Raw genomic sequence first — 14,197 nt, forward strand, 5'->3', positions numbered from 1 at the left:
TTATATTGAGCTAATTATTTAAATAATTGTTTAAGTACTCGAAAAAGTGAGCCGATAAGTTGGAAGAAGTCTGCCGTCATTACCAAACCCTCCTATCATTTTATTCTTTTACATGCATATTTTATGTTGTTTGTTGCTCTGCTTGTACTAAATCATCTGCTAAACCATGCCAGAAATCTTGTAATTCTTCTCGAGTTCGTGCTGTATCAGTACTATCTTGACCAACAAAATCTACATGATCCCAATCATGAAGTGTCGGTGTTACTTGCCAAATCCCTTTTTGTACTTGATCTGTAGCATCTGTATATGCTTGGTTGAAAGGATGTTGAGAAGAAATCACAGATACTAAGCCATCGTTTTCTCTCCATTCTTTTTCAGTAGCTTTACCAATTAAATTACCTGTTAATATAAAAGGTAAAAACATATTTAAATCTGCTTTTTGTCTATCACCAATTAGCGCTTTATGTGTAGCTTCTCCTGTATATGTTTTATATACGATATTGGGATTTAATGACGTCTTTCTGTTTAACTCAGTCGCGCCATCTCTTGTTAAATCGTAAAAACCATTATCTTGTGATTTCCACAGTTTAGAATTTTTCACACGTTTAACATAGTCAATATATGATTCATTCGGTTGTTGTTTTAAGCCCCATTGATCTAAACCAAAGTTAACACGTGAATTTTTATTACCAAACATTTTACCTAAATCATAAACCACTTGGCGTACAATAGCTTCATTACCTGCTAAATCAGATGCATGTGTGCCATTATGTGGTGTTCCTAACGTTGTAATTGAAGATACCATATTGTCGTGATTTCCTTGGAATAAAGGTGAAATTTCACCACCATGTTGTCGTTGATAGTCTATTTCTTCTTGATTACCGTTACGTAGCAATTCTTCTAATTGACGAATCGTTTGACCACCCATACTATGACCAACTAAATGGACTTTTTGACCTGGTTGCCAATCTTTATAAACACCTTCATATGTTTTGCCATATCTTTCATGTCCATATTTGGCAGCGTGTGCAGCACCATAGTCTACTCGGCCACCTTTAATATAGTAATATAGCTCTACCGCACGGTCATAGTTACTACCAAATGCACTAATGCTAGCTTCATGAGCTCGATAACCATTTTGTTCTAGGTCTTGACGAATATTCATTTTATCGCCACCCCAATAATGTGACAGTACTGATGGGTTAATATCATCTGTAAAACCATTGAAACCATGTACTAAGATAATAGGATCTTGGTTTTTATATTGTCCTTGTTTAGCAACTTTATTCGTTTGATCATCTTTTGTTTGTGACACACGTTGAGATGAGGACTTACTTGGTGGTGTGACTACTGCATTATTTTTTAAGACGTCTAAATCTCGATGTTGTTTTTGATCTTTATCTTGGCTGTTATCATCCATCTTAGTATGATTTAACTGATCTAATACTGGTGTTGTCTTTTTAGATGTCGATGCTGTTACACGTTGTTCTTCTGGTTTAACGTCCTGTTGTTGGACTTGTTGTTGCTCAGCGCCTTGTCGTTCAACTTTACCTTCATTTTCAGAGACCTGTTGTCCATTACCAGCACTTGTGACTGTAGAATTTTGTTTTTGGTTATTAGCAAATGAACCTTCACTATCATCTCTGTTGACTTTAGCTGCTGGGCTATTTGTATTGTCCTTTGTCAAATTAGTTGTTGCTTCTATTTGTTGATCTTTAGCTTGTTTATTATGCTTCACTTCATCATTGGCATTTGTATTTTGTTGATGATTCTGTTGAGCATCGTTTTTTGTGTTATGTTGTTCTTCTTTATCTGTCGTTGTTGCTTCTTTGGTTGACGCTTGAGCTTCTATACCACCGTCTTTGGTTGATGCTCCTGGTGTTTCGTCTTGGTTATTATTTAACGCTTCATTCGTATCTCGCTCATCTTGCTCGATGATACCTTTGTTACTATGTAAGTTTGTTGTATTTGCCTGATCTTCTGATTTCTGTAGTTTATCTGCCGTTGATGACTGTTCAGAATCTGCTTCCCTTGTTTGTTCTTCCCCAATAGATTGTGCTGTTACTGTACTCTGCTGTGAACTTCCCACATCCACATGCTTTTCAGCTGCTTGTGCATTTCCACCGCCCATAAATAATAAAGTGGCAATAAGTATAGAAGATGTACCTACACTAAATTTACGAATACTGTATTTATTTTGTCTTGTTTTCATTGTCAGCACCTCTATTTGTATTTTTTTAAATGAATAAATTGATAATCACTCGAGGAATAAACCCAAAAAACTTACTTAATAAAGCTTTCATATAACCATCCTTTCTTTAATACTTTCGAAAAAGTAAGCGTTTACATTAACATACAAAAAATATATTCTCTTTATGAGAATTAAATATGTTTCGCTAACCATTTCAAATAATTAATTAATATTTTAATGTAAAAATTTGCTTACGTCAACAATTATGTACAATTTAATAAAACGAATTTCAATGTAATTTGTAACTATAATCTAAAAAGGCGTACGACAGAAATAATTTGTCATAGCATTATTTCTGTCGTACTCACTTGTACATCAATATTTTTTGGTTCTCTCCTAAATTGAGCTGAAACATCATTATTTTTAAGCCTTGCATCCCATAAAGCTAGTTAGATTTTTAATCTTTACTAATTCTTGCCCAACTTGCACTTATTGTAAAAATTCTTTGTTAAGAATTTTTCTATGTTGGGTCCCTATGCAGTTGCACGAATAGTGTCAACTGTAATCCTTACAGAATTTTTCTTTGCGTATCACTTGCCCAACCTTGCCCGTCTGGCACATTAAAGTAAAAATTTTAGTTATAAAATTTTTCTATGACGGGTCCCTGCATTGTTCGTTGAAACTGTTTCACAGTTTCTCTGTGTTGGGTCCCTACATCAGGAGTCTCGGCTTCAAATTAATTTTTGTTTTTAATTATTTACTCTTTATTTATCAGTCTTAAAAATTAGAGAACTCTACTTTTTATGATGCATTATAACTAACTTCAATCCTACCATTGCGATATGTCTTGTCGTTCACCTTTAAAATTATTAACTTGACGATGTCTGTTAGCTAATACTTTTTCAACTGCAGAGAAATCAACTTCTAATGCATTTAAAAGAACAAATAAATGATATAACTCGTCAGCGACCTCATTAACAAGTTCAGTCTTATCCTCTTTCATTGCTGCAATGACAACTTCAAATGCCTCTTCTCCAAACTTTTTAGTGATCTTCTCGATTCCTTCAGTCAGTAAATATTTAGTATAGGAGTGTTGATTATCGGATTTCGCACTTTTAGCAACTGTCACCTCTAAATCTTGAACTTTAAATGGCATTGTTGTGTTAAAACAACTTTGACGTCCAGTATGACACGTTGGACCATGCGGTGTGACTTCAATCAAAATCGTATCTCGATCGCAATCTATATGAATATTTTCAACATGTTGTACATGTCCAGATGTTTCCCCTTTAACCCACAGACGCTGTTTTGAACGTGAATAGAAACATACAATTTGATCCTTAACTGTTTTGTTAAATGCCTCTTCATTCATATAACCTAACATTAAAACTTGTTTTGTTTGATTATCTTGAAGTATGGCAGGTATTAATCCTTTACTAAAATCAATATCGTAAGTTGTCATCTTACTTGTATACCTCCTTGACGCATTGTGTCTTTCAATGATTGCACCGTAATTTCTCGATCGTGTAATATACTGGCAGCTAAACCTGCTGAAACATCAGTTTGTTGAAATAATTCGACAAAATGTTGTGCATTACCTCCACCACCAGATGCGATAATAGGTATGTTGACCAGCTGTTTAATGGCAGTTAAATGTTCGATATCAAATCCTTGTTTCATACCGTCATGACTCATACTGGTAACTAAGAGTTCACCAGCTCCTAATGCTTCAACTTGCTGTACCCAGTCATAAACTCTAACGTTAGTTAGTTTCTTCCCACCATGTGTACAACAATAATAGTCTTTGCTTGTTTGATCATAAAAGCTATCTATAGCAATGCAGATACATTGTCTGCCAAATTTATCACTTGCCTGTTTAATAAGATCTGGGTTTTTCAACGCACTCGAATTCAATGATACTTTATCCGCACCATGATTTAATAGTAATGTTATATCTTCTAAACTTTGAATACCGCCGCCAACGGTTAAAGGGATAAATAACTTTTTAGCAGTACTCTCAATCACATCGAGCATTAAATGATGACCTTCTTCCGTCTTAGAGATGTCTAAGAAAACTACTTCATCGGCACCCGCTTCATTGTAATACATAGCTAAATCAATGGGATCACCAATATCTCGTAGTCCTTTAAATTGAACTCCTTTAACAACACGACCATCTTTAACGTCCAAACATGGAATGATCCTTTTTTTAATCATTGTAGCCCCTCCCAAAATGAAGGTTGGTGTGCTGCCTTACCAACAATGGCTGCATGTACATTTAATTGAGCCAATTGCTTAATATCTTGTTGATGTCTAATACCTCCTGAAGCTATAACTGGTAATGATGTTGCTTGAACCAACTTACCTGTTAATTCAAAATTAGGCCCAGCCATCCTACCATCCTTGGCAATGTCAGTATAAATGATGCCACCTAAAGGTAGATGATTAATTTGTGATACATAATCAAATAAATCAAGCGCTGTATCTTCTTCCCAACCATTAATTTTAATATTGGTACCATAAGCATCAATTGATACATAAAGCCGTTCAGGAAATAGATGTGACATAGCCGTTAGCCACTCAATGTCTTTAATGGCTTTCGTACCAACAATACAATAGTTAATACCTACAGCTAAGTAATCCATGATTTGTTGTTTTGTACGAATCCCACCACCAACTTCAATATCTTTATTTGTTAATTGTCTTAGTTTGTTAATATAAGTAAATTCACAAGCCTTTTGTGCTTTAGCACCTATCAAATCAACAATATGTATACGCTTTACACATTGAAATTTATTATAAAATTGAATGCTTTCTTCTGCTGAACGTGTCATTTTTTCTTCACTAGCATATTTTCCTTCTGTTAAGCGCACACTTGTAGAATTAATGAGGTCAATTGCTGGCCATATTTGAATCATTTATAAATCCCCCTTGCAAAGCTTGTTGCAAAATTTTTAAACCATAGTCCCCACTTTTCTCAGGATGAAATTGAATACCGATGCAGTTATTATATTGAATGATTGCAGGTATGTTTGTACCATATGAAGCATAAGCAACTACATGTTGAGTCATAGGCGCTTGATATGAGTGAACAAAGTAGACATCCTTATTTAAAATATCATTGTTACTGATTAAGTTATTCCATCCTAAATGTGGCACTGGAAATATTGTATTGATCAATGTAATATTGCCAGGTACTAAGCCTAAACCATCTACATTCCCTTCATCACTGTGTTCATACATTAATTGCATACCAAGACATATGCCGACGATAGGTTTATCTTTAACATTTCTTAATATCTCATGTAGTTTTAACCGATGGATGGCTAACATAGCATCTTTGAAGTGACCTACTCCTGGTAAAATAACTGCTTGTGCTTTATTGATCGTTGATGCCTCGTGAGATATTGCGACATCGTAACCTAACCTCTCAACTGCTCTTGCTACATTACCAATATTCCCTAACCCATAATCTACAATAACAATCATTCAATCACGCCTTTCGACGATGGTATTACTTGTTCATTAGACGGTGTTAATGCTACTTTTAGCGCACGAGCAAACGATTTAAAAATAGCCTCAATTTCATGATGTGTATTACCACCTCTAAGCAAATCAATATGTGCCGTTAGACGTGCATTAATCACTAACGCTCTAAAAAATTCTTCTACAAGTTCAGTATCAAAGGTACCGACTTTTTCTTTGCTGAACTGAGCATTAAATGATAAATATGGACGACCACTGATATCGACAACCGAACGGGCTAACGTTTCATCCATTGGAATATACATTGAACCATAACGTGTCATAAATGGATGATCTTTAATCATATCTTGTAGCAACTGACCAATAACAATACCAATATCCTCAGTCACATGATGATCATCCACATCAATATCACCTCTGGCTTCGATTGTTAAAGATAAGCCACTATGGAACGTGAACAGCGTTAGCATATGATTCAAAAAGCCAACACCGGTATCGATTTGAGAAGCTATTGGTTCCTTAGTCAGTGTAATATTAAGTTGTGTTTCTGCCGTGTTACGTTGTTTTTGATATGTCATATTGTGCTCTCCATTCTTTAACGATATGTTCCAATTGCTGTAACTGCTCGACTGTTGCTATAGAATATCTCACTAAATCTTCCATACCAGTTTCATCATAAAAACGAGGTTGAAAACCTTTATTTAAAATATATTGACCTAAGTGTTGTGCTTGTTCCCCTTGAGTTAAGACAAAGTTTGTTTGTGATGGATATACGGTCATTACATCTGCTACATAGTTATCAAAAATTGTTCTTAATTGCTGTGCTAATGCTCTTTGTATAGCGATAAACTGCCATGTTTCTTTATCATGTTCAAAAATATAAGTTGCAATATTCAAAGTGAGTACATTCAGTGGATACGGATGCTCAATGCGTTCAATCAGTTGAATGGTTTCAGGTGTACTGATTAAAACACCTAAACGTAGTCCAGCAATGCCAAAGGCTTTAGACAATGTTCTCATTCTTAATATATGTGGTGACATCGTTATTTGGTAAGCATCCCCGTAGTCTAAATACGCTTCATCGATTACGAAATAACCTCCTATGTCTTTCATTTTGTTAGCTATAGCTGTTAAGAAAGAAAGATCATATTGCTTTCCTGATGGATTGTGTGGATTACTCATAATAAAGAAAGATGGTTGTACTTCATCGATACGCTGCAATATATCATTCAACTTGAAGTCTAAATTTTGCGTTGCTTTTACAAATTCAATAGGTCTGTGTACCTGCGCGGCATACGCTTGATACATAAAGAAATCTGGATTCAAGGTTAATACTGGACCTTCTGGCATAATTAACATCAATTTTTGAATTAATTCATCTGAGCCATTTGCTGCAATCAGTTGTGCTGGTGATAATTGATAAAATTGTGCATATGCCTCTTTAAAGTGTTGATACGCTTCATCTGGATATAAATTATAAGGTGTAGTCGTTATAATCGACGTCATCGTTTCATTATCCAATGGTGTTATGGGACTTTCATTTTTATCTATATAAATCATGTGGTATAACACTCCTTATTGTTGCCGAATTAGAATAGATTGTTGGTGGTTATATAGTGATTCAACTTGAGCAATATGTTGTGCAGTATCAGCAATGTCTTCAAATGTTTGTTGTTTCAAATTAATAACAGTATGACGTGTTAAGAAATCATTTACTGATAATCCATTAGTAAATCTAGCAGTTCGATTTGTTGGTAATACATGGCTCGGTCCAGCAACATAATCTCCAATAACTTCTGGAGAATAATGGCCGATAAATAATGCACCTACATATTTGATTTGTTCAATATACCTTTGCGGATGATTCGTTTGAATAGATGCATGTTCTGGCGCAATCGTATTCATTACTTTACATGCCTCATCCATGTCAGCAACGTGAATCAAATAATTATAATTTTTAATACTCGCTGCGACGATATCATGTCGCTGGATAGTTGGAAGGATATCCTGAATTCTTTGTTCTAAGTCTTCTAGTAGTTGATAGTTTTCACTAATAATATATGTACGGGCTAACTCGTCATGCTCTGCTTGTGCAAATATATCGTAGACAATAGCATCAAGATTGGCAGTGTCATCAATAATGACAGCGAGTTCTGTTGGACCTGCAATTTGATCAATGCCCACTTGTCCAAATAAATATTTTTTTGCATAAGCTACAAATTGATTACCTGGACCTACAATTTTATCGACTTTTGGTATGGTCTCCGTACCATAGGTCAATGCTGCAATACTTTGTGCGCCACCTACTTGAAACACTTGATCTACACCTGTGATATAACATGCAGCTAGCACTTCTTGTGATAGCCCTTTCGTTTGTGGAGGTGTAACGACCACAATATGGTCAACACCAGCAACTTTAGCCAATGTAGCTGTCATTAATACTGTAGAAGGATAACTTGCTTTACCTCCAGGCACATAAATGCCCACTTTTTCTATTGGATGATAGACTTCGAATGTTTCGCTAGTTGTATGATTATGATGATTGTCATACTTAATTTGCTGTTGATACGTTTTTATCCTGTCATAGCTATGTTCTAAAGCTTGTTTTGTCTTAGAATTTAATGTGTCATATGCCGCTTTAAGTTGAGTTGCTGAAATTTCTAAATGCTCTGTTGCTGTATGATCAAAAGTTAAATTATATTGCTTTAAAGCTTGATCTCCATGAAGTTTTACATTGTGACAAATATCTTTAATAAGTGGATATAAAGATTCATCTAGTGACTCTTGTTCTGAAAATTCTGATAAAAATTGTTGTGCGTTAATCATTCGTTATCGACACCTCCAATGATTGTATAAATTGTTCTATTTGCTGTGACTTTTTGAAATAAGCAGCTTTATTAGTAATTAATCTAGCCTCTATATCTTTAATATGTTGCCGTTCAACTAATCCATTCGCCGTTAACGTTGTTCCTGTTTGAACGATATCAACGATGCCATCTACCATGTCTACAACACAAGCGAGTTCTACAGAACCATTGAGTTTAATAATATCTACATCAATGCCTTGTGCTTTAAAAAATGCTTCGGCAGTCGTTGTATAACTTGTTGCTATTTTATGAAACGTTGTTATTTGTGGTTTCGCAGCAACTGCAAAGTGACAATGCCCAAATGGTAATGCTAGTAAATTATTAATATCATAAGGTTGTTCATCCAAAATGTCGCTACCTACTATACCTATATCGGCAATACCTTGTTCCACGTAGATAGGTACGTCACTACCTTTAACTAAAATACATTCTAAATTATTAACGTTTAATAATAATTGCCGTTGTCTTTTTTTGAGCGTGTCAGATAGTATATTAAATTGAATACGATCTAAATAATCTATGAGGCTATCCATCAACCGCCCCTTTGCTATCGCAATTCTCAGCATGCATAGACCCCCCTTTTATAATGTCAATCCTAAACCGAAACCTTCTATAGCCCCTTTATAGTAACCACCTGTTAAGATACGATCACTGTGGGTTAAATGACACTGTATAAACAGTCCTTTGTAATAAGACCTCGGTGGCTGGGCAGTTAAATCTAAATGAATGTCACTATAACCTTGAGCTAACAACCATTGTTGCCAAACCTTTAACTCTTGGAACGCTGCGTGCTCTGACGAGATATAATGATCTAATTGATTAAGTTGTGTAATCGTATTTTGTTGTAACAGCTGTATCAACGGATGACTAGATGATAAATGTTGTGCTAGACCAGACAAATTACGTTCTTCAATCATTGCTAACACTTTATGCGTTTGAAGCTCTTTTGCTAAAAGTGCATCTAACAATTGATAATGTCCTAACACAACAAAATTCACTTGATCATTTAACTTTGTCATAATGAAATCAATAAATAATTGTAAACTATGTTGCACATTCGTTAATGTAGGATGATAATGCTCTATGCCTACTTGTGTTGCTGTATCATTATGACGAATAATCAAGCCTGTATACGCTACTTTTTCAGCATCAGTTGGATACATTGTATAGTAACGTAATAATTGGTCTGTAAAATCATTTCTCAACGCATAAATTTGGCGATTGTGCTGCCAAAAACGTCGTTCACCCATTTGTTGTAAGTCTTCGTGGTTTAATTGTTGCCAATCCAGTCTCTCAATAACACTGAAATCAACAAGACGATAGTTTTGTTGATTAAAGTATGATAAGAATGCTGTTTCCGTTTCCTTTAATGCTATGATTTGCTTTGCTTCTTTCACTTAGTCACCTCTTTTAGTCATCATTGTTACATCTTATTTTTTAAACACTTTATTTCTCTACCACGATAAAGTGTAATATGCATACTAAATTATCATTTTTATTAGTTAAAGACAACCTTTTTCTGAAAATTCTTTATTTTTAGTAGTGAAAAGGGGGTTGGCTATAAGTTTTATTTAAATGAATGGATTCGATAAATAACTCCTCAGCATATAGTCTTTAACATATTTATTAATAAAACCCTCCACTTTTTATTGTTAGTAGAGGGTCAATGTAGGCTATATTATTTTTCGTAGTTCTTGTCACCTTTAAAATATTGGCGGTCTACTTTACTATACACATCGATTGGGTTAAAAAATGGTTTGAGCTTTGATTTAAATTCAAATAAATTTAAACCATCTATTGCAACTCTATCTTGATAAACATTTGTAGGAGAGACCACAGTATAATTGTTCGGTCCAACGCCTGCTATAAATTTGAAACCAGCTTCTTTCACTAAATAATTATATGCTGGTGTATGTCTATCTTGAGCGCCATGTGGAAAGACAAAAATATCTGTCTTGCCAACAATCGGTACTACTTCTTTCTCCCATTTAGTCGTATCTCTTTTTATGCCATCTATTGGTGTTTTAGCAAAATTAATATGTCCATATGAGTGACTAGCAAATGACCAACCATCTCTTTTCATCGCTCTAACAACTGCTTTAGCATCTTCTTTATCTTTATGATAATGCTTACTAGTTAATTCATTGGTACGGTATCCTAAGACACCTTCATATCCTGTTAATGCGATCACACCTTTTTGACCATTTAAGGAAAAATCAGGATGTTCTTTCACAAATTGATTAAGTATTGGCACAATATCATTATTGGATGATTGCGTCGCATGTCCTTTATTATCTGTAGTTTCAGATACAACTTCTTTATTTTTATTTAGTACTAACCGGTCTGCATAACCGTTATGTCTCATATATGTATAGTAGTTCATATCATCAATTGAAATAATTAATGGCTTTTTACCTTTTGGTAATTTTAAATGTTTTATTTTAATTGGATTGGACGTTAAATCATATGCATCATGTGGATTAATAATCATAAAGTTATTTTTATATAATTCATTTAATGATTTTTTAAATTCACTTACTGTAATCATCCAATCATTGTTTCCTTTAGCCTGGTTTTTTTCACGCGTAAAAGCAATTTTAGGGTCTGTAATTAATGGATGATAGAAAACATGATAAATTTGACCGTGATAATCTTGCCAACTGTCATCAACTTTTGATTTATATTTAGCAAAAGGGTGCGATGCTTGAGCTTCATTTTTATGATTTGGTAGTGATGTGGAACAACTACTTAATAGCACAACTGATATGATAATAAAAAATAGTGGTATATATCGTTTATGCATTAACTTACTCCTTTCGTAACTTTATGCACAATTATACCACTATTTTAATAAATTAATTAATTTTTCAATAAAAATTTTATATTTTATGTGTGTTGACCTTTCCTAATTCACGAAGCCTAAATCATACACAAATTTTATTGGCGTATGAGTACAATAGTATTATCAAATCTTTCAATATTTAACGCACTTATATCTTTATATACAGTAGGGTAGGTGATGTTTTAGACATACATCAGTGTGAAGTAACACAAACCGAAGTCTTACCTTAAATGTAATAAACGGCTATGTTACAGTCGATCGCACTTATTGCCACGGATTATAGAATCGTCCACCATTTATGAAAAAACATACGACTGCTAATGCAAGTAATATAACAGTAATGACAATGACACCATAATCGATACTGTTAAACTTCTGACCAACATACCATGTTCTTTTTTTATAATGACCAAATTGACGTAATTCCATTGCAGTGCTAATAGTATCTATTCTATCTAAACTCGAAAAAATAAGTGGCACGACAATATGACTAATACCTTTAAGTCTCTTCAGCAAAGATGCTTTGCTAGACATTTCAAATCCTCTTGCTTGTTGTGCTAATGAAATATTGTGATACGTTTCTTGAATATCTGGAATGTATCGCAGTGCTAAAGCAACTGCATAACTAATTTTATAATTAACACCAACTTTATTTAAACTGGCGGCAAAATGACTTGGATTAGTCGTCATTAAAAATACTAATGCTAATGGTACTGTACTAACATATTTAAGACATAAGTTACATAAATAAAAAAGTTCTTGTGACGTCACTGTGAATCGACCGATACCATCCAGTAAGACCGTACGATGATCATATAATCTGACACCGTATTCAGGGTCAAACAAGTATACTGCAATGATATTAATAACCGTAAAAAAGCCGATAAATTTAATGACAAAACTTACTTGTCTCCATTTTAATTGAGACATTTTAAATAAGCTAATCGATATGATACTAATAACAATTAAATATCTTGTATCATAAGTTGTCATTGCAGCTATAGAGATACATAACAAAAAAATTAATTTTGCAGTTGCATTGATATGATGAATAACGCTATTCCCTTGATGATAACCTAACGTATTATCATTCATGTCGCTTCACCTCTCTATCATACGCTATGAAATAACTAACGAATTGCTGTACGTTAGTTATATTGAGTTGTTGTGCTAAAGCATACAGTGAAGTTTGACGTAAATTGGCTAATTCACATAATTCTGCACTATCTAATACAGCTATTGGTGTTGTGTCTGCAATCAATCGTCCTTCAGCTATGACTAACGTGCGCTGTGTATACTCTACTAATAAATGCATATCATGGGTAATCATTATAATTGTCTTGCCTTGTTGGTTTAACTGCTCTAAAAATAACATCATTTCAGTATAATGTTGGTAATCTTGACCAGCAGTCGGCTCGTCTAAAATAATAATTTGTGGGTCTAGTACTAAAATTGAAGCAATAGTCACTCGCTTTTTTTGACCATAACTTAAAGCTGCTATTGGCCAATTGCGATAAGTATATAAACCACAAATTTCTAGTACTTCCATAACACGTTGTTTAATATCTTCTTCGGCAATATTTCTGAGTCGCAATCCTAGTGCTACTTCATCATAAATCATTTTTTCAGAAATCATATGGTTAGGATTTTGCATCACATATCCCACTTCATTAGAACGTTCGCTAATTGTCCAATGACTGAAATCTTTATCATTTAACTTCATGTCTCCAGTAGCCGGTACAAAGCCACAAATTGCTTTAGCTAAAGTGGACTTGCCTGCACCATTATGCCCGACGATACTAATCATCTCACCAGCATGAATAGTAAGATTGATATCATCTAAAACTTTTGCGCTATATGTTTCATACTGAAAATTTACATGCGCTAAGCTAAGGAGTGGCGTTTTATTATTATTTGAGTATGAATGAGAATTTGCCGGTTTAAACCACTGTTGAATTGCTGTTTGAACTTTGGAATGATGCGCAGTAGCTGTCAAGTTTGCTAAATTTGGTATCTCTTGTAACGGCACATTAGCATATTTCAACACACTGCTATATAAAGGTTCTCTAATACCCGCTTCAATTAATTGTGTGGATGTTAATAATTGTGATGGTGTCGTATCTGCAATGAGATGCCCTTCTTTAAATAACAACACTCTATCAAACGTATCATCTAATGCTTCTTCTAAACGATGTTCAACAATGAGCATGGTTGTTTGTGTATCTTGATGTATTTGTTGTAACAACGACATAGTTTCAATACCCGTCCTTGGATCTAAATTAGCTAACGGTTCATCTAGAATAAGAATAGGTGCACGATGAATCAAAATGCCACCTAATGAAACACGTTGTTTCTGCCCACCTGATAAATCTTGTGGCCTATGATTTAAATGATGTTGGATGCCTACTTTGTCAGCCCAAAATGCAACTTCTTCTTGCATCTGATCTTGTGATTGACGATTGTTTTCAAGTAAAAAAGCCATATCTTCAGCTGCTGTTAATCCAATAAATTGTCCATCCGTATCTTGTAAGACTGTTCCTACAATATTAGATCTTTCATGTAAATTGCCATCGACTGCATTTAAGCCATTAATATATAATTCTCCTTTGATGTCACCTTTTATCTTGAAAGGAATAAGACCATTAATACAATTTAAAAATGTCGATTTACCACTACCTGACGCACCAATGACTAACACCTTTTCCCCAGGGAAAATATCAATATTAACATCATGTAACGTAGGTTCTGCTTGACTATGATACTGAAAACTAAAATCTTTAAACGATATAATGGGTTCAGTCATAACTACCT

Annotated in this window: 11 protein-coding genes and 1 pseudogene; all 12 read right to left on the reverse strand. The window is 34.2% G+C overall.

The window, feature by feature from the left end; genetic code table 11:
* Window positions 1–121: 121 nt before the first annotated feature.
* Window positions 122–2,212 (reverse strand): YSIRK-targeted triacylglycerol lipase, encoded by a 2,091-nt coding sequence (lip, locus tag CD113_RS00115; RefSeq protein ID WP_002464509.1) that lies wholly within the window; start codon window positions 2,210–2,212, stop codon window positions 122–124.
* A gap of 808 nt (window positions 2,213–3,020) precedes the next feature.
* A pseudogene (gene hisF, locus CD113_RS12800) lies at window positions 3,021–4,408 on the reverse strand (imidazole glycerol phosphate synthase subunit HisF).
* Window positions 4,405–5,109, reverse strand: a complete 705-nt coding sequence (hisA, locus tag CD113_RS00130; RefSeq protein WP_002464506.1) for a 1-(5-phosphoribosyl)-5-((5-phosphoribosylamino)methylideneamino)imidazole-4-carboxamide isomerase — start codon at window positions 5,107–5,109, stop codon at window positions 4,405–4,407. The pseudogene hisF and the gene hisA overlap by 4 nt, the downstream one beginning before the upstream one ends.
* Window positions 5,084–5,680 carry an imidazole glycerol phosphate synthase subunit HisH gene (gene hisH / locus CD113_RS00135; protein WP_002464505.1) on the reverse strand — a complete coding sequence of 199 codons (597 nt, stop codon included), beginning with the start codon at window positions 5,678–5,680 and terminating at the stop codon, window positions 5,084–5,086. The genes hisA and hisH overlap by 26 nt, the downstream gene beginning before the upstream one ends.
* Window positions 5,677–6,255, reverse strand: a complete 579-nt coding sequence (gene hisB / locus CD113_RS00140; protein WP_002464504.1) for an imidazoleglycerol-phosphate dehydratase HisB — start codon at window positions 6,253–6,255, stop codon at window positions 5,677–5,679. Before hisB ends, hisH begins: the two co-directional genes overlap by 4 nt.
* A complete protein-coding gene (locus CD113_RS00145; protein WP_002464503.1) occupies window positions 6,233–7,237 on the reverse strand; it encodes a pyridoxal phosphate-dependent aminotransferase in 1,005 nt (334 codons plus the stop codon). Before CD113_RS00145 ends, hisB begins: the two co-directional genes overlap by 23 nt.
* Before the next feature lie 15 nt (window positions 7,238–7,252).
* Window positions 7,253–8,503, reverse strand: a complete 1,251-nt coding sequence (hisD, locus tag CD113_RS00150; protein WP_002464502.1) for a histidinol dehydrogenase — start codon at window positions 8,501–8,503, stop codon at window positions 7,253–7,255.
* Window positions 8,496–9,110 carry an ATP phosphoribosyltransferase gene (gene hisG, locus CD113_RS00155; protein ID WP_002464501.1) on the reverse strand — a complete coding sequence of 205 codons (615 nt, stop codon included), beginning with the start codon at window positions 9,108–9,110 and terminating at the stop codon, window positions 8,496–8,498. Before hisG ends, hisD begins: the two co-directional genes overlap by 8 nt.
* Before the next feature lie 15 nt (window positions 9,111–9,125).
* The gene (locus tag CD113_RS00160) at window positions 9,126–9,941 is read right to left on the reverse strand and encodes an ATP phosphoribosyltransferase regulatory subunit (RefSeq protein ID WP_002464500.1); all 816 of its coding nucleotides are present in this window, start codon (window positions 9,939–9,941) and stop codon (window positions 9,126–9,128) included.
* Window positions 9,942–10,222: 281 nt separating this feature from the next.
* Entirely contained in the window at window positions 10,223–11,347 is a 1,125-nt protein-coding gene (locus tag CD113_RS00165) for a polysaccharide deacetylase family protein (RefSeq protein WP_002464499.1), read from the reverse strand.
* A gap of 303 nt (window positions 11,348–11,650) precedes the next feature.
* Window positions 11,651–12,481, reverse strand: a complete 831-nt coding sequence (locus CD113_RS00170) for an energy-coupling factor transporter transmembrane component T family protein (RefSeq protein ID WP_002464498.1) — start codon at window positions 12,479–12,481, stop codon at window positions 11,651–11,653.
* Window positions 12,474–14,189: an ABC transporter ATP-binding protein gene (locus CD113_RS00175; RefSeq protein WP_002464497.1), complete on the reverse strand. Its 1,716-nt coding sequence runs from the start codon at window positions 14,187–14,189 to the stop codon at window positions 12,474–12,476. The genes CD113_RS00170 and CD113_RS00175 overlap by 8 nt, the downstream gene beginning before the upstream one ends.
* Between the last annotated feature and the right edge of the window lie 8 nt (window positions 14,190–14,197).

This window comes from Staphylococcus simiae (assembly GCF_002902085.1).
Classification (GTDB): domain Bacteria; phylum Bacillota; class Bacilli; order Staphylococcales; family Staphylococcaceae; genus Staphylococcus; species Staphylococcus simiae.